23 protein-coding genes are annotated in these 20996 nt (G+C 71.1%); 18 read left to right on the top strand and 5 right to left on the bottom strand.

From position 1 onward, the window contains the following. The first annotated feature begins 196 nt into the window (after window positions 1-196). The 8 genes from ACZ7GJ_RS13005 (at window position 197) to ACZ7GJ_RS12970 (ending at window position 6952) form a co-directional block, all read left to right on the top strand. Window positions 197-850, top strand: a complete 654-nt coding sequence (locus tag ACZ7GJ_RS13005; RefSeq protein WP_470751341.1) for an HAD family hydrolase — start codon at window positions 197-199, stop codon at window positions 848-850. A 51-nt stretch (window positions 851-901) separates the two neighbouring features. Continuing rightward, window positions 902-2128, top strand: coding sequence for an MFS transporter (locus tag ACZ7GJ_RS13000; RefSeq protein WP_470751340.1), 1227 nt, complete (start codon window positions 902-904; stop codon window positions 2126-2128). Then, window positions 2100-3251, top strand: a complete 1152-nt coding sequence (locus ACZ7GJ_RS12995) for an acetoin utilization protein AcuC (RefSeq protein ID WP_470751357.1) — start codon at window positions 2100-2102, stop codon at window positions 3249-3251. Before ACZ7GJ_RS13000 ends, ACZ7GJ_RS12995 begins: the two co-directional genes overlap by 29 nt. 124 nt (window positions 3252-3375) lie before the next feature. Then, complete coding sequence (locus ACZ7GJ_RS12990; RefSeq protein ID WP_470751339.1) at window positions 3376-4206, top strand: phosphatase; 831 nt, start codon at window positions 3376-3378, stop codon at window positions 4204-4206. Between the two features lie 114 nt (window positions 4207-4320). Then, complete coding sequence (locus ACZ7GJ_RS12985; protein WP_162688852.1) at window positions 4321-4530, top strand: helix-turn-helix domain-containing protein; 210 nt, start codon at window positions 4321-4323, stop codon at window positions 4528-4530. A gap of 153 nt (window positions 4531-4683) precedes the next feature. After that, window positions 4684-4782 (top strand): 30S ribosomal protein bS22, encoded by a 99-nt coding sequence (locus tag ACZ7GJ_RS12980; RefSeq protein ID WP_003948845.1) that lies wholly within the window; start codon window positions 4684-4686, stop codon window positions 4780-4782. Window positions 4783-4883: 101 nt separating this feature from the next. Continuing rightward, window positions 4884-5960, top strand: coding sequence for an NAD-dependent epimerase/dehydratase family protein (locus ACZ7GJ_RS12975; protein WP_470751338.1), 1077 nt, complete (start codon window positions 4884-4886; stop codon window positions 5958-5960). Further along, on the top strand, window positions 5960-6952 hold the full coding sequence (locus ACZ7GJ_RS12970) for a lysophospholipid acyltransferase family protein (RefSeq protein ID WP_470751337.1): 993 nt from the start codon (window positions 5960-5962) through the stop codon (window positions 6950-6952). Before ACZ7GJ_RS12975 ends, ACZ7GJ_RS12970 begins: the two co-directional genes overlap by 1 nt. Before the next feature lie 85 nt (window positions 6953-7037). Here ACZ7GJ_RS12970 and ACZ7GJ_RS12965 read toward each other — a convergent pair whose 3' ends face one another. From ACZ7GJ_RS12965 to ACZ7GJ_RS12955, 3 genes are all read right to left on the bottom strand, one after another. Further along, window positions 7038-8234, bottom strand: coding sequence for a DUF5667 domain-containing protein (locus tag ACZ7GJ_RS12965; protein WP_470751335.1), 1197 nt, complete (start codon window positions 8232-8234; stop codon window positions 7038-7040). Between the two features lie 234 nt (window positions 8235-8468). Next, window positions 8469-9281 (bottom strand): ECF subfamily RNA polymerase sigma factor, BldN family, encoded by an 813-nt coding sequence (locus ACZ7GJ_RS12960; protein WP_365928147.1) that lies wholly within the window; start codon window positions 9279-9281, stop codon window positions 8469-8471. A gap of 407 nt (window positions 9282-9688) precedes the next feature. Beyond that, window positions 9689-10657 carry an HAD family hydrolase gene (locus ACZ7GJ_RS12955; RefSeq protein WP_470751333.1) on the bottom strand — a complete coding sequence of 323 codons (969 nt, stop codon included), beginning with the start codon at window positions 10655-10657 and terminating at the stop codon, window positions 9689-9691. Window positions 10658-10781: 124 nt separating this feature from the next. Here ACZ7GJ_RS12955 and ACZ7GJ_RS12950 point away from each other — a divergent pair, with 124 nt between their 5' ends. From ACZ7GJ_RS12950 to ACZ7GJ_RS12930, 5 genes are all read left to right on the top strand, one after another. Then, entirely contained in the window at window positions 10782-11060 is a 279-nt protein-coding gene (locus ACZ7GJ_RS12950) for a glutaredoxin family protein (RefSeq protein WP_470751332.1), read from the top strand. A gap of 272 nt (window positions 11061-11332) precedes the next feature. Further along, window positions 11333-12151: a redox-sensing transcriptional repressor Rex gene (locus ACZ7GJ_RS12945; RefSeq protein WP_470751331.1), complete on the top strand. Its 819-nt coding sequence runs from the start codon at window positions 11333-11335 to the stop codon at window positions 12149-12151. Beyond that, window positions 12148-13929 (top strand): glutamyl-tRNA reductase, encoded by a 1782-nt coding sequence (locus tag ACZ7GJ_RS12940; protein ID WP_470751330.1) that lies wholly within the window; start codon window positions 12148-12150, stop codon window positions 13927-13929. The genes ACZ7GJ_RS12945 and ACZ7GJ_RS12940 overlap by 4 nt, the downstream gene beginning before the upstream one ends. Continuing rightward, on the top strand, window positions 13926-14894 hold the full coding sequence (gene hemC / locus ACZ7GJ_RS12935; RefSeq protein WP_470751329.1) for a hydroxymethylbilane synthase: 969 nt from the start codon (window positions 13926-13928) through the stop codon (window positions 14892-14894). The genes ACZ7GJ_RS12940 and hemC overlap by 4 nt, the downstream gene beginning before the upstream one ends. Next, window positions 14891-16564, top strand: a complete 1674-nt coding sequence (locus ACZ7GJ_RS12930; RefSeq protein WP_470751328.1) for a bifunctional uroporphyrinogen-III C-methyltransferase/uroporphyrinogen-III synthase — start codon at window positions 14891-14893, stop codon at window positions 16562-16564. Before hemC ends, ACZ7GJ_RS12930 begins: the two co-directional genes overlap by 4 nt. 82 nt (window positions 16565-16646) lie before the next feature. On the opposite strand, the gene ACZ7GJ_RS12925 is transcribed toward ACZ7GJ_RS12930, so the two are convergent. Both ACZ7GJ_RS12925 and ACZ7GJ_RS12920 read right to left on the bottom strand, forming a co-directional pair. Continuing rightward, window positions 16647-16829, bottom strand: coding sequence for a DUF397 domain-containing protein (locus ACZ7GJ_RS12925; protein WP_470751327.1), 183 nt, complete (start codon window positions 16827-16829; stop codon window positions 16647-16649). After that, window positions 16826-17611 carry a helix-turn-helix domain-containing protein gene (locus ACZ7GJ_RS12920; RefSeq protein ID WP_470751326.1) on the bottom strand — a complete coding sequence of 262 codons (786 nt, stop codon included), beginning with the start codon at window positions 17609-17611 and terminating at the stop codon, window positions 16826-16828. The genes ACZ7GJ_RS12925 and ACZ7GJ_RS12920 overlap by 4 nt, the downstream gene beginning before the upstream one ends. Before the next feature lie 151 nt (window positions 17612-17762). Here ACZ7GJ_RS12920 and ACZ7GJ_RS12915 point away from each other — a divergent pair, with 151 nt between their 5' ends. From ACZ7GJ_RS12915 to ACZ7GJ_RS12895, 5 genes are all read left to right on the top strand, one after another. Next, entirely contained in the window at window positions 17763-18200 is a 438-nt protein-coding gene (locus tag ACZ7GJ_RS12915) for an ATP-binding protein (RefSeq protein WP_470751325.1), read from the top strand. Window positions 18201-18243: 43 nt separating this feature from the next. Further along, a complete protein-coding gene (gene hemB, locus ACZ7GJ_RS12910; protein ID WP_470751323.1) occupies window positions 18244-19245 on the top strand; it encodes a porphobilinogen synthase in 1002 nt (333 codons plus the stop codon). Window positions 19246-19344: 99 nt separating this feature from the next. Beyond that, complete coding sequence (locus ACZ7GJ_RS12905; protein WP_470751322.1) at window positions 19345-19938, top strand: TetR/AcrR family transcriptional regulator; 594 nt, start codon at window positions 19345-19347, stop codon at window positions 19936-19938. Window positions 19939-20134: 196 nt separating this feature from the next. Further along, a complete protein-coding gene (locus ACZ7GJ_RS12900; protein WP_470751321.1) occupies window positions 20135-20407 on the top strand; it encodes a DUF1876 domain-containing protein in 273 nt (90 codons plus the stop codon). Between the two features lie 105 nt (window positions 20408-20512). Then, entirely contained in the window at window positions 20513-20947 is a 435-nt protein-coding gene (locus ACZ7GJ_RS12895) for an ATP-binding protein (RefSeq protein ID WP_470751319.1), read from the top strand. Window positions 20948-20996: the final 49 nt, after the last annotated feature.

The following is a 20996-nucleotide window of genomic DNA, read 5'->3' as shown; positions in this document are numbered from 1 at the left end:
TGCAGGGGGGACCCTGTGGGAGAGTAGGACGCCGCCGAACAATCATTGTGGGAAAGCCCCGCACCTTATGGTGCGGGGCTTTTCTGCGTTTACGGGCCGGGTACGCACGGCCCTTACGTACGGCCCTTCAGGTGTCCTGCGGATGCCCGGCATGGTGTCCGGATGGATCCGGCCTGACGGATCGTAGGGTTAGCGCATGGGCTATGACCTCGTCATCTTCGACAACGACGGCGTGCTGGTGGACAGCGAGCCGCTCGCCAACAGCATCCTCGCCGGGTACCTGACCGAGCTCGGGCATCCGACCTCGTACGAGGAGTCGCTCCGCGACTACATGGGAGCCGCCCTGCACCGGGTGCACGATCTCGTGCAGGAGAGGACCGGGCAGCAGCTGCCGGCGGAGTTCGACGGGACCCTGTACGCCCGGACCTTCGCCGCGTTCGAGCGGGAGCTCAAGCCCGTGCCCGGTGTCGAAGGGGTGCTCGGTGCGCTGAGCGAGAGCGGCACGGCGTACTGTCTGGCCTCCTCCGGGAGCCACGAGCGGATCCGGGTCGGGCACCGGGCCGCCGGGCTCGACGAGTGGTTCGAGGAGGAGTGGATCTTCAGCGCGGAGGACGTGGGCAAGGGGAAGCCCGCCCCGGACCTGTTCCTGCACGCCGCTCGCTCCATGGGCGCGGAGCCGGCCCGGTGCGTGGTCGTCGAGGACAGCCCGCTCGGGATCCAGGCCGCGGTCGCCGCAGGGATGGACGTGTACGCATTCACCGGGATGCTGCCCGCGGACCGGCTGCCCGGGGCCACCGGGTACTTCGGGGACATGGCGCAGCTGCTCGGGCTGCTCGGCCTGCAGGATTGACCATGTGATCTCTCTACCCACCGGTAGCCACGGGGCCTACGCTGTGCCGCCATGACAGCAGACGTGCGGCTTCGCCACGGGCGGGGGGCCTTGGGGTTCAGCTTCTTCGTGCAGGGCGTGACCTTCGCCCTCCTCGTGACGCGGATCCCCGCCATCCAGGACCGGTACGGGATATCCGACGGGCTGCTGCCCGCCTTCCTCGCCGCCGTTCCGATCCTCGCCGGGTTGTCGAGCGTCGCGACCGAGCACCTCGTGAAGCGGGTGCCGCCCAGTGTGGTGCTGAGGTGGGCGCAGCCCCTGGTGCTGCTCGCGCTCCTCGGTGCGGGTGCCGGTACGGACATGTGGCACGTGGCCCTGGCCCTCGGGGCGTTCGGGCTGTCCGTGGGTGCGCTGGACGCCTCCATGAACATGCTCGGGGTGCGGCTCCAGGGGGCGTACGGGCGCAGCATCATGCTGGGGTTCCACGCCTCCTACAGCCTGGGCGGGATCCTGGGGGCGTCGGCCGCGTGGGCGGGGGCGCACTGGCACCTGTCGCTGTTCACCTCGTACCTGCCCGCCGTGGTCGTGCTGCTGCCGGCGGCCCTCTTCGCCAGCCGGTTCTACGTCGACGAGGGTTCCGTGCCGGTGGTGGGCGCGCAGAAGGGGCTGGGCGCCGGCGGGTTCAAGCTGCTGCTGCCGCTCTGCCTGGTGATGGCGTGCGCGTACATCGGGGATTCGACGGTGGCGAACTGGAGTGCCAAGTACCTCCAGGACGTGCTGGGGAGCTCCGAGCAGTTGGCGACGGTCCCGTACAACGTCTACATGGTGACCACGCTCCTGGGGCGGGCCGTCGGCGACCTGGGGGTGCGGCGCCTGGGGGCCGCGGCCGTGGTGCGGATGGGGACGCTGGTGGCGGCGGGAGGTTTCGCCGTGGTGGCGGTGGCTTCGGGTCCGTGGGTGGGGATGCTCGGGTTCACGCTGCTGGGGATCGGGCTGTGCGTGATCGTGCCGCAGACCTTCGCGGCGGCCGGGAGGCTCTTCCCGGGGGCTTCGGACACGGCCGTGGCGCGGCTGAACATCTTCAACTACGTCGGGTTCCTGATCGGGTCCCCGCTCGTCGGGGGGATCGGGGACGCGTGGAGCTATCGGGGCGCGATGTTCGTGCCGATGGCGCTGGTGCTGGTGACGTTGTTCTACGCCCGCTCGTTCGGCTCGGATGTGGCCGGATACGGTGTGCGGCATGAGCGGCGAGCCGATGACCGGGCTGTTGATGTGGGACGAGGCGGTAACGAAGTATGACTTCGGGCCGAGCCATCCGATGGATCCGGTGCGCCTGGCGCTGACGATGGGCCTGGTACGGGCCTTCGGGCTGGACCGGGAGCTGGAGGTACGGGCGGGCAAGCCGGCCGGTGACTCGACGCTGCGGCTGGTGCACCGGGCGGACTACGTCGCCGCCGTGCGCGAGGTTTCGGCCGACCCGGGGGTCGCCGACGGCTCGTACGGGCTGGGGACCATGGACGATCCGGCGTTCCACGGGATGCACGAGGCGTCCGCGCTGATCGCCGGGCAGTCGGTGGCCGCGGCGGAGGCCGTCTGGCGCGGGGAGGCCGCGCACGCCGTGAACTTCGCCGGCGGGCTGCACCACGCGATGCCGGGCGGGGCGGCCGGTTTCTGCGTGTACAACGACGCGTCGCTGGCCATCGCGCGGCTGCTGGAGCTCGGGGCCGAGCGGGTGGCGTACGTGGACGTGGACGTGCACCACGGGGACGGGGTGCAGGCGGCGTTCTGGGACGACCCCAGGGTGCTGACGGTGTCGGTGCACGAGCACCCGCGGACGCTGTTCCCGCAGACGGGCTGGCCGGAGGAGACGGGCGGCGGGGGCGCCGCCGAGGGTTCGGCGGTGAACGTCGCGCTGCCCGCCGGGACCGGTGACGAGGGGTGGATGCGGGCCTTCGCGGGGACCGTGCCGGAGCTGCTGGAGGATTTCCGGCCACAGGTGCTGGTGACCCAGCACGGGGCCGATACGCACTTCGAGGATCCGCTCGCGCACCTTGCGGTGTCGCTGGACGCGCAGCGGGCGGTCCAGGAGGCCTGTCACCGGCTCGCGCACGAGTACGCGGACGGGCGGTGGCTGGCGCTGGGCGGCGGCGGGTACGAGGTCGTGGACGTCGTACCGCGGTCGTGGACGCATCTGGTGGCCATCGCCGGGCACAGGCCGATCGATCCGCAGAGCGCGGTACCGGCGTCGTGGCGGGACGAGGTGTACGCGCGTACGCGGCAGCTGGCGCCGGCCCGGATGACGGACGGGCGGACGCCGGTGTGGCGGGAGTGGGAGAGCGGCTACGACCCGGCGGACCGGATCGACCAGGCGGTGCTGGCGACGCGGCGGGCGGTGTTCCCGCTGCGCGGGATGCTCGTGTAGCGACCGCCCGTGAGTCGTGATCCGTGAGCCGTGGGCGGGCGCGGGCATGCCATGTGTTACGCCAACTGTGGGGCTCATCCGTGTAATTGATGAACCGCCAGGTCCCGTGCGGCAGCATCGGAGGGTGTTGAGCACCGCCGCGCTGCGAGCGCATCTGCTGGCCGCCCGGTTGGCCGGGCCCGTCGCGACCTCCCGGGAGGAGAGCCTGCGCAGCTACCGGCTGTTCGCGGCGCGTGATCCGCGGGTGCTGCTGGGGCTGGATCCGGAGTGGTGCTGGGGCGAGCGGGACCTGTTGCGGCTGATGGCGGACAAGTGCGGGGTCTCGGCGGACCCGGCGCACGTCAGCGGGCCGGACGTGATCGACCCGGAGCTCACGCTCGCGGGACTGGAGGCCTTCGCGGGGCGGTTGCGGGCGGCGGCGCGGGCGCGGGCGCCGGTGCTGTTCGGGACCGGTCACCCGCATCGGCTCCTGGGCTTCTACGCAGGTTTGGCGGAGGCGCTGTCGGCGGCGGGATGTCTTGTTCTCACTCCTGCGCAGGGGGTGGCTGTGGACATGCAGACCCGGTTCGGCGTACGCCCGTACAACATCGATTACGTACGGGGAGTCGCACTGGTGCGGGAAGGCGGCGCGCGCCCGCCCGGGAGTGCAACCGGCGCACACACCCACTCGCCGCTGCCGGTTCGGATCGCCCTCGCGGCCCTCGCGGAGGCCGGCGGGCCGCTGCCGGGGCTGGTGGTGGGGGATCACGGGTGGGTCTGCGGTGCAGGTCAGCTCGGTGTGGAGGCGATTGGGCTGGCGGATACGGATGATCCGGCGCTGTTCGTCGGGGAGGCCGAGGGGCGGGTCTCGGTGGCCGTTCCGCTTGATGACGCGGTGCGCTCGGACTACTACGGTCCGCTCACTCGCTATGTGCTGGGCCGGGCGAACCTGTCGGGTCGCCAGGAGTGGCTGTAGCTCCTCTTCCCCACTCGTATCACACGCCCCTACTCTGGGGAGTGAGCGTGCGACGACGGGGTGTAACCGGAGGGGAAGCCGGTGCCCGTCATGCGCGGAAGGTCAAGGTGTGTCATGGCTGCTGGCGAGAGGCCTCTCAGTGAGGTTCAGTTCCTGACCGTGGCGGAGGTCGCCTCGGTGATGCGAGTGTCGAAGATGACCGTGTACCGACTGGTGCACAACGGCCATCTGCCCGCAATCCGGGTGGGCCGGTCCTTCCGGGTCCCCGAGAACGCGGTGCACGAGTACCTCCGCGAGTCATTTGTGGGGGTGGAGTCGGCCTGAGAACGGGCCTCGGGGGCCTGTCGGGCCCCCTGTGTCACCCCTCGCGTGCACTCGGATTACAAGCTCAGAGCTCGGGCGGGTAGGCTAGGCCGACACAGGTCGTGTGGGCCCCGACGCCCCGCACCGAATGAAGAGAAGTGAGCGAGGGTAGTCGTGGGCTCTGTTATCAAGAAGCGGCGCAAGCGGATGGCTAAGAAGAAGCACCGCAAGCTGCTCAAGCGCACCCGCGTCCAGCGCCGTAACAAGAAGTAAACGGCAGCTGTACGTGTTCTCCGCAGCCCCTCCACCATTCTGGTGGAGGGGCTGCGGTGTAGCCGGGGACGGGTTGTTCCTAACAGGGAGGCGCTGAGCTCGTGGGGAAGGTCGTGCTCGTCACCGGGGCCGCCCGGCAGCTGGGAGGCCGTTTCGTACGGCGGATCCAGCGTGATCCGGCGGTCGAGCGGGTCATCGCGGTGGACGCGGTGGCTCCGCCGCACCGGTTGGGATCGGCGGAGTTCATCCGTACTGACATCAGGCAGTCGGCGATCGCCCGCGTGCTCGCCGAGCACGCCGTCGACACGGTGGTGCACCTGGCGGTCACCGGGGGCAGTTCGGGGGCGGGCGGGGGCTCGCACAGCACGGTCAAGGAAACCAACGTCATCGGGACGATGCAGCTCCTCGGTGCGTGCCAGAAGTCGCCGACGGTACGGCGGCTCGTGGTGAAGTCCAGTACGAGCGTCTACGGGGGCACCTCGCGGGACCCCGCCGTGTTCACCGAGACGACGCAGCCGAAGTCGCTGCCGTCGGCCGGGTTCGCGAAGGACGCCATGGAGGTCGAGGGGTACGTACGGGGCTTCGCGCGAAGACGGCCGGACGTGGCGGTGTGCGTCCTGCGGTTCGCGAACATCCTGGGGCCCTTCGCGGACTCGGCGCTCGCCGAGTTCTTCTCGATGCCGGTGATGCCGACGGTGCTGGGCTACGACCCGCGCCTGCAGTTCGTCCACGAGGACGACGTACTGGACGTGCTGCGGCTGGCGGCGCAGGATCCCCGCAGCGGCACGCTCAACAGCGGGACCTTCAACATCGCCGGCGACGGGGTGCTGCTGCTGTCGCAGTGCTCGCGGCGGCTGGGGCGGCCGACGGTGCCGCTGCTGCTGCCCGCGGTGACGTGGGTGGGGTCCGCGCTGCGGGCGGTCGGGGTCACGGACTTCTCGCCCGAGCAGATAAGGCTCCTCACGCACGGGCGGGTCGTGCAGACCACGCAGATGCGGGAGGTGCTGGGGTTCGAGCCGATGTACACGACCACCGAGACGTTCGCGGACTTCGCGCGGAGCCGGGGGACCGGGCTGCTGCCGCCGGAGCGGGCGGCGCGGGCCGTGGACCGGGTGGCGGGGCTGGTGAAGGCGGACCTGTTGAACGTAGAGCCTGCGGCTGAGGGAGCGAAGCGATAGTGGCGGACGCCAAGGTCATTCCGTTCGACGAGGACCGGTCGCGCCGGCGGCCCCGGCGGGTGCGGGCCGCTCCGCCGGTGGAGCCGGAGCCGACGGCGGCTGCCGAGCCCGTGGTGGAGGCCGTGCCGGAGCCGGCGCCCGCGCCGGCCGGGGGCGGCTGGGACCGGCGGATCGCGGGCGGGCTGGCCTTCCTGCGGCGGCGGGTCACCGGCGAGTACGAGGTCGACGACTTCGGCTACGACAAGGAGCTGACCGATCAGGTCCTGATGTCGATGATCCGGCCGCTGTACGACAAGTACTTCCGGGTCGAGGTCAAGGGCATCGAGAACATCCCGAAGGAGGGTGGTGCGCTGATAGTGGCGAACCACTCGGGGACGCTGCCGCTGGACGGCCTGATGATGCAGGTGGCGGTGCACGACCACCACCCGGCGCAGCGGCACCTGCGGCTGCTGGCGGCCGATCTGGTGTTCATGCTGCCGGTGGTCAACGAGCTGGCGCGGAAGGCCGGGCACACGCTGGCGTGCGCGGAGGACGCTCAGCGGCTGCTGGAGGCCGGGGAACTGGTCGGGGTGATGCCGGAGGGCTTCAAGGGGATAGGGAAGCCGTTCGGGGACCGGTACAAGCTCCAGCGGTTCGGTCGGGGCGGGTTCGTGTCGACGGCGCTGCGTGCGGGGACGCCGATCATTCCGTGCTCGATCGTGGGGGCGGAGGAGATCTACCCGATGATCGGCAACGCGAAGACGCTGGCGCGGCTGCTGGGGATCCCGTACTTCCCGATCACGCCGACGTTCCCGTGGCTGGGGCCGTTGGGGGCGGTGCCGCTGCCGACGAAGTGGACGATCCAGTTCGGTGAGCCGATCCCGACGGACGGGTACGCGGCGGAGGCCGCGGAGGATCCGATGCTGATGTTCAACCTGACGGATCAGGTGCGGGAGCAGATCCAGCACACGTTGTACAAGCTGCTGGTGCAGCGCAGGTCCGTCTTCTTCTGACCGTCGAGAGTCGGGGCTCCGCCCCGGATCCCGTGCCTGAACGCCGGCGAGGCTGAATGTGCCTCGCCGGCGTTTGTTCTGACGGCTACTCCGCGTCCTCTGCATTGATGCCCAGGCCCGGGAGGAGTCCCGGGAGCAGGGGCGGGAGGGTGATCTCCGGCTTGGGGTGGTCCGGGGATGCGGAGGCGGCGGGGGTGGACTGGCCGCCCGCGGGCGGGTTCAGGAGGTTGCCCGTACCGCCCAGGAGGCCGCCGCCGGGGGCGGGGGGCTTGCCGGAGTCCGACGCGCTCGGGGCGGGTGCGGCGGACGGCGTGCCCGGGGTGGGGGCCGCTTGCTGCTTGCCCGCGGGGGTGCTCGGTTTGGCCGGGGCACCCGGGCCGCGGGTCTGCTCGGGCGGCTTGGGGAGCAGGCCCTGGAGCGGCGCGACGTCATCGTCTATGGCCTGGAAGACCGAGTCGACTTCGCCGCCCACGTCGGTGAGCTGGGCCGGGAGCTTCTGGCGGAGCCGGCTCCAGGCGTTGCCCTGGGACTGGGAGAACGACGACAGTGCCGCGATCGGGCCGAGCGAGCCGTCCCGTTCGTACGCGGCCTGGAGGAGCCGGTGGCCCTCCGTGGCGTCGTGCTTCATGCCCGCCAGTGCGCGGCGGATATCGCCCAGGGATTCGTGGTCCAGCACGCCCGTACGGCCGCGCTCCATCAGCCTGCGGGCTTCCGACAGGCGGTTCGCGGCCTGGTCGAGATAGAGCTCGCCCCGGTCGGAATCGTCGTCGGCCATCCCGAGCCTGATGTCCTCCATGCCCCGTTTCACGGGGTAGAGGTGGTCACCCGGCAGGGCGTCCGTGCTGGCAGCGGCCACTCCGCTGAAGGCCCCCGCGGCCACACCTACGGTGAGGCCGCCTGCCGCGATGCCCTTGGACCAGCGGGAGCGGGGCCGCAATTTCCGGAGCGAGGTCGCCCGGTGGGCGCCGCGGCCGGTCCGCTGTTCGGGCACCTGAGGGTCGGCGGCACCGCCTCCGGCCCTCTCCTGCATCACCTTGGCCTCCATGGCGGCAACGAGCTGGGCTCGTTGCACCACTTTGACCTCGGGGTCCAGCACCGGGCGCGGCATACGTTCGCCGAGCACGCTCGCCAGGGCCAACAACCGGTCGTGGTCGGCAGGTTCGGCAGGTGCCTCGGACTGCTCGGCCGCCGGGTCCGGTTCCGAAAGGTCGGACGGGGTCCGCTCCTCCAGGGCCTGGGCGAAGGCGTTCGCCCGCCGGTGCGGAGTCACGTTCGCGATCACTGGCGGCACCTCCTCTCGTCATGACGATCGACTCCCCAAGGTGTCCGGAAGGTTGCCTTCCTTGAGCACATCCACCCTTTCGAGTGAGCGGCTTCGGGCAAAGCGTGTCCACAGGGAGCCTGCATCCCGCACAACGAGCGGCGCGGCACTTGGGTTACGGACGAAGGATGATCGGACCACAGCGTCATCAGAGTCATCGACAGGGGCTACCGGTTGTGTGGATGGTGAGCAGCTTCAGCGGGCGTCGTCCGGGAGGAGGCGGGCCAGGGTGCGGACCGCCCGGTACTGGAGCGTCTTGATGGCGCCCTCGTTCTTTCCCATGACGCGTGCCGTCTCCGCGACCGAGAGGCCCTGGAGGAAGCGCAGGGTCACGCACTCCTGCTGCTGCGGGTTGAGTTTCCGTACGGCTTCCAGCAGGGCCGCGTTGGAGAGGGATTCGAGGACGGAGTCCTCGGGGGAGCGTTCCACCTCGTTGGCGTCCAGCATTTCGCCTGTGGTCACTTCCAGGCGGAAGCGGCTGGACTTGAAGTGGTCGGCGACCAGGTTGCGGGCGATCGTCACCAGCCAGGCGCCGAAGTCGCGGCCCTGCCAGGTGAAGGTGGAGATGCGGCGCAGCGCGCGCAGGAAGGTCTCGCTGGTGAGATCCTCCGCGGTCGCCTTGCCGCCGACGCGGTAGTAGATGTAGCGGTAGACCGTGTCGCTGTACTGGTCGTAGAGCCGGCCGAAGGCCTCGGCCTCTCCGGCCTGGGCGCGTTCGACCAGGTCCATCATGCGGGCCTGGTCGCTGTCCGCGGTGGGGCGGCGGGGGGCGGCCGGCGCGGTGGTGCCGGCGGAGCCGGTGCCCGAGGACGGGCGACCGCGTCTGCCCACCGTCGCTCCGCCGTCGGTCAGGGCGTAGCAAGGACCGGCCGGACCGTGGCCGGCAGGGACCGCGGTGGCGAATGCGGGGACGGCGTACGCGGTGGGGACGAAGCCGCGCAGGTGGTCGAGGACCGTTGCGCGCAGCGTAGCCAGGCCCGAGGCGTCAACCCCGACAGGTGGGTACACGGGACTCCCAGAGGCAGAGCTTCCATCACGTGCAGTGCGGGACCGTTCACCCGTCGTGGCGACAGATGGCCGGTGGCATGCGTTTGAGGAGAATAACGCTTCGTACAGGCAGCGCTACACCCAGTTGCTCAAATCACCGGTTCCGACACTTCTGTTGCGTGTCGAGGGCATATTCAGTCGCAGTTGGTGATCGTTTCTTGATCGGTTGGGTGCGCGGAATGGCGGCTTCCAGCGTGGCTCGCGACCGATCCGGGCATGCGGGAATGCCGCGCGGGGCGCGGGGGTAGAGCAGGGGAATGCCCGCTCCGCAGCGGGTCGGCGCAGTGCGGGCGGCCGGCCGTCGGGCCGCGGGGCGGCTTCGGCGCAGGCGGCGGCCGGGCGGTGACCCGCCGGCGGGGTGTCGCGGACTACTTGCGGCGGCGGTGCAGGGCGACGGCGGCGGCCGCGCCGCCCGCGATGGCGCCGACTCCGGCGGCCGCGGGGACGCCGACCTTCACGGCCTTGCGGCCGGTGCGATAGTCGCGCAGCCGCCAGTCGTGGGCGCGGGCATGCTTGCGCAGTTTTGTGTCGGGATTGATCGCGTACGGATGTCCGACCAGCGACAGCATCGGGATGTCGTTGTGCGAATCGCTGTAGGCGGCGCAGCGTTCGAGGTCGAGGCCCTCGGCGGCGGCCAGGGCGCGCACCGCCTCCGCCTTGGCGGGGCCGTGCAGGGGCTCGCCGACCAGGCGCCCGGTGTAGATGCCGTCCACGGACTCGGCGACGGTGCCCAGGGCTCCGGTCAGGCCGAGCCGACGGGCGATGATCGTGGCCGTCTCGACGGGCGCCGCGGTGACCAGCCACACCTTCTGGCCGGCGTCGAGGTGGGCCTGGGCCAGGGCGCGGGTGCCCGGCCAGATCCGCTCGGCCATGTACTCGTCGTAGATCTCCTCGCCGATGGCCATGAGTTCGGAGACCTTGTGGCCCTTGACGATGGACAGTGCGCTGTCGCGGGCGTCCTGCATGTGCTCGGGGTCCTCGACCCCGGCGAGCCGGAACCAGGCCTGCTGCCAGGCGAAGCGGGCGAGTTCGCGGCGCTGGAAGAACTCGCGCTTGTAGAGGCCGCGGCCGAAGTGGAAGATCGCGGCGCCCTGCATGACGGTGTTGTCGAGGTCGAAGAAGGCGGCGGCGAGGTCGTCGCCGGCCACGGGGAACTCGACCTCGGCCTCTTCCGCTTCCTCCAGGGAGGCGGGCGCGGAGGCGGCCGGCTCCTCGGTGAAGGGCGGGGCGTCGGCCTGCGCGGTCTTGCGGGCGGCCTCGGCCGAGGCCTCGCCTGCCAGCACGCTCCGCGCGGTGGCGGAGCGCCTACGGGGGGTGAGCCATCCCAGAGCGGCCATGACGCGAGCATAGCCATTGTGTTCGGGAGTTCCCGAACCGATGGGATGCGGAGGTGTGAACTCTTCGGGGCGCCGGTGTTAAGGAGCGGCCGGGCGGCGGACCGGGGCGCGGGAGAATGGGGGCATGAGCCCTTTGCTGCGCCGCAAGGAAAAGAAGCGTCCCGAGGATCGGATGGTCACGCTCATCGGGAAGCCGGGGTGCCATCTGTGCGATGCCGCCCAGGAAGAGATCGAGAAAGTGTGCGCCGAGACCGGAGCGCAATGGGAGAAGAAGGACATCTCGCAGGACGCCGAGCTCTACCGGCTGCACTGGGAGCAGATCCCCGTGGTGCTGGTGGACGGAGAGCAGCACACCTTCTGGAGGGTGAACCCTGACCGGCTCAAGCGGGCATTGGAGGCCTGACCCTTCCGCCAGTTACCATCGTGGGCGATTTGTGGGGTTCGGGGGCGTATCGATGAGGAGTGTGTACGGTTTTGCCCCCTTCGGGATTTGAACGGGTTCGGTGTAGTTCCGGTTCCCGTTCACGGCGGTCAGGCCGCGTGACCCCGGTCACTTTGCTCGGACAAAGCGGACACAATCTTTGTGCACGCGTTCACAAAGGCATAGCCTGCTTCCGACGGGGCGGTCTTGGGACAAGTGACCGCCTGCAGCCCCGCTCATCCCGCAGGAGCATCGTGGCAACTGGCCGAACTCACCGACCGGCGACCCGCAGCCGAGGTATTCCCGAGGCCACTGTCGCCCGGCTTCCGCTGTACCTGCGCGCCCTCACCGCGCTCTCCGAGCGATCGGTGCCCACGGTGTCCTCCGAGGAGCTCGCGGCCGCCGCCGGAGTCAACTCCGCGAAGCTGCGCAAGGACTTCTCGTACCTCGGCTCCTACGGGACGCGCGGCGTCGGCTACGACGTCGAGTACCTCGTCTACCAGATCTCCCGCGAGCTCGGGCTGACCCAGGACTGGCCCGTAGTCATCGTCGGCATCGGCAACCTCGGCGCCGCCCTGGCCAACTACGGCGGTTTCTCCGCGCGCGGGTTCCGCGTCGCGGCGCTCATCGACGCCGACCCCGCGATGGCGGGGCGACCGGTCGCCGGGATGCCCGTGCAGCACACCGATGACCTGGAGAAGATCATCGAGGAGAACGGCGTCTCCATCGGCGTCATCGCGACGCCGGCCGGGGCCGCCCAGCAGGTCAGCGAGCGGCTGATCGCCGCCGGTGTCACCTCCATCCTGAACTTCGCCCCGACCGTGCTGTCCGTGCCCGAGGGCGTGGACGTGCGCAAGGTCGACCTGTCGATCGAGCTCCAGATCCTCGCGTTCCACGAGCAGCGCAAGGCCGGCGAGGAAGCCGCCGCGGCCGCTGCCACCGCCGCCCCCGCGCCCGGCTCCGGCTCCGGTGCGGCTCCGGCCGCCGCCGTCGTGCCCCCGGCCGGGCGGGCCACCGCCGTCGCGCGCAAGGGCAACCCCGAGGGCGACGTCCCGGCGGTGATGCCGGCATGAGTCTGCTCGTCGTAGGGCTGAGCCACCGCAGCGCGCCCGTGAGCGTCCTGGAGCGGGCGTCGCTGTCCGCCGACGCCAAGGTCAAGCTGCTGCACGACACGCTGGCCGCGGAACCGGCGGCGGAGGCGGCCGTGCTCGCCACCTGCAACCGGATCGAGCTGTACGCCGACGTGGACAAGTTCCACGCCGGTGTCGCCGAGCTGTCGACGCTGCTCGCGCAGCACAGCGGTGTCGCGCTGGAGGAGCTCACCCCGTACCTGTACGTCCACTACGAGGACCGGGCGGTGCACCACCTGTTCTCGGTGGCGTGCGGGCTGGACTCGATGGTGGTCGGCGAGGGGCAGATCCTCGGGCAGATCAAGGACGCGCTGGCGCTGGGGCAGGAGCTCCACACCGCCGGCCGGCTGATCAACGACCTCTTCCAGCAGGCGCTGCGGGTTGGCAAGCGGGCGCACTCCGAGACCGGGATCGACCGGGCCGGGCAGTCGCTGGTGACCTTCGGGCTGGAGCAGCTGGCCGTGCACGCGCCCGTCGGGGAGTGGGCCGCGGGCAAGCGGGCGCTGGTGATCGGCGCCGGGTCGATGTCCTCCCTCGCGGCGGCGACGCTGGCGCGGGTCGGCGTGGCCGAGGTCGTCGTGGCGAACCGGACCGCTGACCGGGCGGAGCGTTTGGCCGAGATTCTGGTTGCCTCAGGCACGGGTGTGGCCGCGCGGGCCGTCCCGATGGCCTCGGTCGCCGATGAGCTGACACGAGTCGACGTGGTCGTCTCGTGCACCGGCGCGACCGGGCTCGTACTGACGGCCGATGACGTCCGCGGCGCCGTGCGCTCCACCGTGGGCTCCGTGCTCGGAGCGCCGGCGGGGGAGCGGGGCTCCGCCCCGGACCCCGCGCCTCAAACTCCCCCAGCTACCGCTGGGAGGGGCCCCCGGGCGGGGCTGGATCTGGCCCCCCTCGGCCTGGATGTGCCCGCCGGACTGGATGCCGATGTCGTCGCGCGGCTTGCCGCTGCTGCCCAGGCCGGCGGCCGGCTGGCCGACGCGGGGGCCGCGCGGACGCTCACCGCCGTCGAGGCCGGGGAGCGCGACGGCTGCCCCGTCGGGCTCGACGCGCTGGCGGCCGATCCGGCGCGCACCGCCGACGGGCGGGCGGCGCTGACCGGGGTCGACGCCAACTCCCTCGAACTGCACGGGACATGGGCCGACCAGGGCGAGGCCGCCGCGCAGCGGCAGCCCCGCAGGACGGTACGCAGCCAGAACGGCGCGCCCGTACGGCTCGCCCTGCTGGACCTGGCCATGCCCCGCGACATCGACGCCGCCGTGCACCGGATCCCGGGCGTACGGCTGGTCGACATCGAGTCGCTGGCCGAGGCGTCCGCGGACGCGCCGATGGCCGCCGACGTCGACGCCGTGCGCGGCATAGTCGCCGACGAGGTGGCCGCCTTCGGGGCCGCCCAGCGGGCCGCGCACATCACGCCCACCGTGGTCGCCCTGCGCGCCATGGCCGCCGAGGTCGTCGCCATGGAAGTGGCGCGGCTCGACGGACGGGTCCCCGACCTCGACGAGCGGCAGCGGGCTGAGGTCACTCAGACCGTGCGGCGCGTCGTCGACAAGCTCCTCCACGCGCCGACCGTGCGCGTCAAGCAGCTCGCGAGCGAGCCCGGCGGCGCCGGGTACGCGGAGGCGCTGCGCGAACTCTTCGATCTCGACCCGCAGACGGTGGCCTCCGTCAGCCGGGCCGACGAGGCTGACAAGAACCACGACTCAGGACGGGCATCATGAATCCACGTCTCGACCAGCCACTGCGGCTCGGCACGCGGCGCAGCAAGCTGGCCATGTCCCAGTCCGGGCATGTCGCCGACGCGGTACGGGCGGTCACCGGCCGGCCCGTCGAGCTCGTGGAGATCACGACCTACGGTGACGTGTCCCGCGAGAACCTCGCGCAGATCGGCGGCACCGGGGTGTTCGTGACCGCCCTGCGCGACGCCCTCGTGCGCGGCGAGGTCGACTTCGCCGTGCACTCGCTGAAGGACCTGCCGACCGGGCAGCCCGACGAGCTCGTGATCGCGGCCATGCCGCTGCGCGAGGACCCCCGGGACGCGCTCGTCGCGCGTGACGGCCTGACCTTCGAGCAGCTGCCCGACGGCGCCCGGATCGGTACCGGTTCGCCGCGCCGCACGGCCCAGCTGCACGCGTACGCCAAGGCTCTGGGCAAGGTCATCGAGACCGTCGCGATCCGCGGCAACGTCGACACCCGGATCGGCTACGTGCGCAGCGGTGAGCTCGACGCGGTCGTGCTGGCCGCCGCCGGCCTGAACCGGATCGGCCGCAGCGACGAAGCCACCGACCTGCTCTCCGTCGACAACGTGCTGCCCGCTCCGGGCCAGGGCGCCCTCGCCGTGGAGTGCCTCGCGTCCAACGCGGACCTGATCGCCGCGCTCGGCGAACTCGACGACCCGTACACCCGGGCCGCCGTGACCGCCGAGCGTGCCCTGCTCGCCGCCCTGGAGGCCGGCTGCAGCGCCCCCGTCGGGGCGCTCGCCGACCTGTTGGCCGATGGGCAGACTGTCAATGAAATGCGCCTGCGCGGCGTCGTCGGCACGCTCGACGGCTCGACGCTGGTGCAGCTGTCCACCACCGGTCCCGTACCCCAGTCGTACGACGAGGCCATGGCTCTCGGCCGTGAACTCGCGGACGAGATGCTGGCGAAGGGTGCGGCCGGTCTGATGGGGGAGCGGTCGCTTTGAACCCCAAAAGTCCCACCACTCCCGCTTTCGCGGCGCTCGCGGCGCACGGGCACGTCACCTTCCTCGGTGCCGGCCCCGGTGACCCGGGCCTGCTGACGCTGCGTGCCGTCGAGGCGCTCGCCGCGGCGGACGTGCTGATCGCCGAGCCCGATGTGCTCGACGTCGTACGTACGCATGCGCGCGCGGGCGTGGACACGCCACAGCTGACGGTGGCTGACGAAGTGTCAGCAGCCGCCGGAGTCCCGGTGATCCGGGACGCGGCCAATCTTGTCATGGAGGCCGCGCGCTCCGGCAGGCGGGTCGTCCGTGCCGTCACCGGAGACCCCGGGCTCGACGGGAGCGTGGCCGAGGAGATGCTCGTGTGCGCCTCCGAGGGCATCCCCTTCGAGGTGGTCCCGGGCATCCCGACCGCCGTCGGCGTGCCGGCGTACGCGGGTGTCCCGCTGCGCGACAAGCGCGGTGACGACAACGGCGTGCGGTTCGTGGACGCGAAGAGCGCCTCCGCGCGCTGCTGGACCGAGGTCGGCGCCAGCGACGGCATCCTCGTCGTCTCCGCGACGCTGGAGACGGTCTCGGCGGCCGCCGCCGAGCTGGTGAGCTCCGGGCGCAAGCCCGACACCCCGCTGACGGTGACCGTGGCGGGCACCACGACCCGCCAGCGCACCTGGAACGCGACCCTGGGCACCATCGCCCAGGTGTTCAAGCAGGGCAAGGTGCTCCCCTCGCCCGAGGGCGCCCGGCCGGTGATAGCCGTGGTCGGTGAGCACGGCGCCGCCGCGCGCCGCGAGGAGCTGGCCTGGTTCGAGTCGAAGCCGCTGTTCGGCTGGCGGGTCCTCGTACCGCGCACCAAGGAGCAGGCCGCGTCGCTCTCCGACCAACTGCGTTCGTACGGCGCGGTGCCCCACGAGGTGCCGACCATCGCCGTGGAGCCGCCGCGCACCCCGCAGCAGATGGAGCGGGCCGTCAAGGGCCTCGTCACCGGGCGCTACGAGTGGATCGCCTTCACCTCGGTCAACGCCGTCAAGGCCGTCCGGGAGAAGTTCGAGGAGTACGGGCTCGACGCCCGCGCCTTCGCCGGGATCAAGGTCGCCGCGGTGGGCGAGCAGACCGCCGCGGCGCTGGTGGAGTTCGGCGTGAAGCCGGACCTGGTGCCGAGCGGCGAGCAGTCCGCGGCCGGGCTGCTGGAGGACTGGCCGCCGTACGACCCGGTCTTCGACCCGATCGACCGCGTCTTCCTGCCGCGCGCCGACATCGCCACCGAGACGCTGGTCGCGGGCCTGATCGAGCTCGGGTGGGAGGTCGACGACGTCACGGCCTACCGGACCGTGCGCGCGTCGCCGCCGCCGGCGGACACGCGCGAGGCGATCAAGGGCGGCGGCTTCGACGCCGTGCTCTTCACTTCGTCCTCGACCGTGCGCAACCTCGTCGGCATCGCCGGCAAGCCGCACAACGTCACCGTCATCGCCTGCATCGGCCCGGCCACGGCCAAGACGGCCGAGGAGCACGGCCTGCGGGTCGACGTGCTGTCGCCGGAGCCGTCGGTCTCGAAGCTGGCGGAGGCCCTCGCCGAGTACGGCGCGGCCCGCCGCGAGGCGGCGAAGGAGGCCGGGGAGAGCGTGTTCCGGCCGAGCGAGCGCCGTCCGGGCGCGAGGCGTCGCCGCACGACCTGACAGGCGGAGCGTTTCCTCACGGGGCTCGGGTGGCGTGTGCCGCCCGGGCCCCGCGGCGTGTCCGGACCGCCGGTGGGTACGGCTAGGCGGAGACCCACCGGGTGAGCCCGGCCCACGCGGCGGGCGCGAGGGTGAGCTGGGGCCCGTCGGTGACCTTGGAGTCCCGGATGTGGACCTGGTGGGCGGGGCAGGTGGCGACCTCGACGCAGGTGTCGCCCTCGTCGCTGCTGTAACTGGACTTGAACCACTTCATCGGGGTGGTCATGACTCTCCTAGCAACCGGTCCAACAGCCCCTTTGTCTCTGTAACGTTGAGGGCCTGGGACCGCAGCATCGCATATTTCTGCGCGAAGATGCTGACTTCGTCGGGAGACCGCATGACGATGCTGACGCGCTGATTCTCGGAGTACGCGACATGTTGGTGATCGGGTGTTTCCAACACGATGAACGAACCCGCGAGACCTGCGTGTGCGGTGAGGCCGAGGGGGAGTACCTGGAGTGAGATCGCGGGCCGGTCAGCGCATTCGCGCAGGTGGCGTAGCTGCTGATGTCGTACATGGTCGCCGCCGAGACGGTCACGCAGTGCTGCTTCCCCGACGATGAAACTCAGCGTGGGTGGGATGCGGCGGTGGAGGATCTCTTGTCGCCTGATGCGGAGCGCCGTCTGGAGCTCTATCTCCTCCTCGCCGATATAGGGGATACGGCAATCGAAAAGGGCGCGGGCGTATTCCTCGGTCTGGAGCAGGCCGGGCACGATCCCGGGTTCGTACCAGCACATGGCGAGGGCCTCGGCCTCGCTGGCGAAGTATTCCTCCACCCAAGGAGGGGTGACATCGACCGCTGGCATCTTGTTCGCCGCGATGGTCAACAGTCCCGGCAGGCCGAGAATGCGGTCCATTTCCTCGGCGACCTCGGACATGAGGGTCCGTCGGCCCTGCTCGATCGAGGCGACGGTCTCGACGTTGATGTGTAGTGCGTCGGCGAAGGCGCGCTGGGTGAGTCCCTTGGCGATGCGGGCGGCGGCGACCAGCGCGCCGACCATCTTCATCGCCGTCTCGTTGGGCCGAGGCCTCTTGCGTGGTGGCATACCTGTGAACTCCCCGAGTGCACCGGATGGATACCGCTGTCGACCCGTACTCATGAAGGAGTACGGGTCGCTGGGCTAGCTCACGCTAGTCACGCAACGCGACGATCGTTCCGTGAATCTGGAAATCCAACCGGCCCTGCTGTGCGAGCGGGTCTTCCCCCGCAGCCGCCAAACCGTCGCCTCAGTGCGGGAGTTCACGGCCATAACACTTCACGCGTGGGGTGTCACATGCCGCCGGGACGACGTGTCGCTCTGCGTGAGCGAGCTGGCGACCAACGCCCTGCTGCACGGGGTGCCGCCCGGCCGTGGGTACCGGGTGCGGCTGTTGCGCTTCGAGGGGGTCGTCCGGGTCGAGGTGCACGACAGCGGACGCGGGTGGCCGCGGGTGGCCGAGCGGCGGGATCCGGCGGCCGAGGGCGGGCGGGGGCTGCTGCTGGTGGCGGCGGTCGCGGACCGGTGGGGGGTCGGGCTGCGGGTGCCGGGGAAGGTGGTGTGGTGCGAGTTCGCGGTCGGTGAGTCCGGCGCGGACCGGCCCTCCGGCACCGCCTAGGCTGGGTGCCGACTGCTGTCGATGCTCGAAGAGGCGACTGAAGATGAGCGCGTACGGATCCTTCCCCGGCTCGCGGCCCCGGCGGCTGCGCACCACCCCGGCGATGCGGCGGATGGTCGCGGAGTACCGGCTGCACCCCTCGGACCTGATCCTCCCGGCGTTCGTCCGCGAGGGCATCAGCGAGCCGCTCCCCATCTCGGCCATGCCGGGCGTGGTCCAGCACACCCGGGACACGCTGCGGAAGGCCGCCGTGGAGGCGGTCGAGGCGGGGGTCTCGGGGATCATGCTGTTCGGCGTCCCGGCCGACGAGAACAAGGACGCGCTGGGTACGGCGGGCACCGAGCCGGACGGGATCCTCCAGGTCGCGATCCGCGACGTGAAGGCGGAGGTCGGCGACGACCTGGTCATCATGTCCGACCTGTGCCTGGACGAGTACACCGACCACGGCCACTGCGGGGTGCTGGACGAGCACGGCCGCGTGGACAACGACGCGACCCTGGAGCGGTACGCCGAGATGGCGCAGGTCCAGGCCGACGCGGGCGTCCACGTGGTCGGCCCGAGCGGGATGATGGACGGCCAGGTCGGCGTCGTCCGCGACGCGCTCGACGAGACCGGGCACGAGGACGTCGCGATCCTCGCCTACACGGCGAAGTACTCCTCCGCCTTCTACGGCCCCTTCCGCGAGGCCGTCGGCTCCTCTCTCCAGGGCGACCGCAAGACCTACCAGCAGGACCCGGCGAACGCCCGGGAGTCCCTGCGGGAGCTGGCCCTCGACCTGGAGGAGGGCGCGGACATGGTGATGGTCAAGCCGGCCGGCCCCTACCTCGACATCCTGCACCGGGTCGCGCAGGCCGTGGACGTGCCGGTGGCCGCGTACCAGATCAGCGGCGAGTACTCGATGATCGAGGCGGCCGCGGAGAAGGGCTGGATCGAGCGCGAACGGGCCATCCTGGAGGCCCTGCTCGGCATCAAGCGGGCGGGTGCCGACACGATCCTGACGTACTGGGCGACCGAGGTCGCGGGCTGGCTGCGCGCCGAGCGCTGACCGCGGTGCGGAAGGGGAGGGTCCGGGCGCGGTACGGCGCCCGGGCCCTCTCCTGTTCTCACGTACGGGGGATTGCGCCCGCTCGCTTACGCTGACGCCATGGTGAAGCAGCAGCGTGGCGAGGCCACCGTGGAGCAGCTCCTGACCGCCGCGCTGCGGGTGTACGCCGAGTCGGGCCAGCACGGTTTCACCGTCAACGCCGTCACGGCCGCCAGCGGGGTCAGCCTCGGCAGCCTGTACCACCATTTCGGCAGCTTCGACGGGCTGGCCGCCGCCCTGTACATCCGCTGCATGGGCCGTCTCTTCGACGGGATGATGGCCGCGCTGGAGCGGTCCCGTACCGCCCGGACGGGTGTACGGGCCCTGGTCCAGGCCTACTTGGACTTCACTCGGGAGAACCGGGACGCCTCGGTGTTCCTGCACGCCTCCGCCTACTCGGGGTACCTGGCCGTGCACGAGGCGGAGATCCGGGCGGCCAAGGAGGAGAAGCTGGCCCCCATGGCGGTGTGGATGTGGACCCGCATGGAGAAGGGCGAGATCAGGCCGCTGCCCGGGTCCGTGGTGGAGGTCCTGGTGATCGGGCCGCCGTGCGAGGCGGCGCGGCGCTGGCTGTCCAATACGTACGATCTCGACCTCGACGAGGTCGCCAAGGTGCTGCCGGACGCGGTCTGGAGATCGCTGAGACCGGAGTGATTTCCCGCCGGTTCTAAAAAATCATTCTAGAAAAACTTCCACAATCGACGCGGTGCGCGCCAGACTTGGCAGCGCGGGCGGCACCCCTCCGGGTCCCACAGGGGAGGACCCGGAGAGGGGCTCGGGCCCCGGGGTGCGGGGCGGGCGCCGGAGGAGCACCCTGGAGGCAGGGCGATCCCCCTGGAGGTGGTGCACCATGCCTACGCTCGTCGGGTGGCATGTGGAGCTCGAATTCACCGAGGAAGGCCACCGCACCAGTGCGGCATGCATGGTCAGGCTCGCTGACGGCTCCGAGATCAGGGCGCACGGCTACGCCATGCGTCACCCGTCCGACCCGGACCAGCTCCAGGTCGGCGAAGAGATCGCGGGCGCGCGTGCGCTGATGGATCTCTCGTCCCAGCTGTTGCAGAAGGCCCACACCGAGATCGACGCGGCGACGGGCCGCCACTCCTATCCGCTGACCCACTGAACGGGTCCGGCCCGGCGGCGGGGCCGCTCCTGCGGACCCGCCACCCGTGCGCGTGAAATACCCCGGGGCCGACCCGTACTCCTTGGTGAGTACGGGTTGACGCTGATGAACATCGTGATCACTCTGCGCCACCATGGGTCGGTGAACCTGCATAATCAGCCGGCCCTGCTGCGGGATCAGTTCTACCTGCGGTCACGCCAAACCGTGAGATCAGCGCGCCAGTTCGCCCGTGACACCCTGCACGCGTGGGGGGTGGTGGCCCGGCGGGACGACATGTTGCTCTGCGTGAGCGAGCTGGCCACCAACGCCCTGCTGCACGGCGTCCCGCCCGGACGGGGGTACCTCTTGCGGTTGATCACCTTCGATACGACCGTACGGATCGAGGTCCACGACAGCGGCCCCGGCAGCCCGCGAGGTGCCGGGCGGTTCGACGGCGAGTGCACCACCGGCCGGGGCCTCATGCTCGTGGCGGCCGTCGCCGACGAGTGGGGGGTGCTCGCACGCCATCCGGGCAAGGTCGTCTGGTGCGAGTTCCGCTGACCGGGGCGGTAGTACGGACGGGATCCACGGCGCCGGGTTTGCTACGTTT

The sequence above is a fragment of the Streptomyces sp. NPDC037242 genome, from assembly GCF_055604165.1.
The sequence above is the reverse complement of the archived record's forward strand: the minus strand, read 5'-3'. Positions and strand labels throughout refer to the sequence as shown.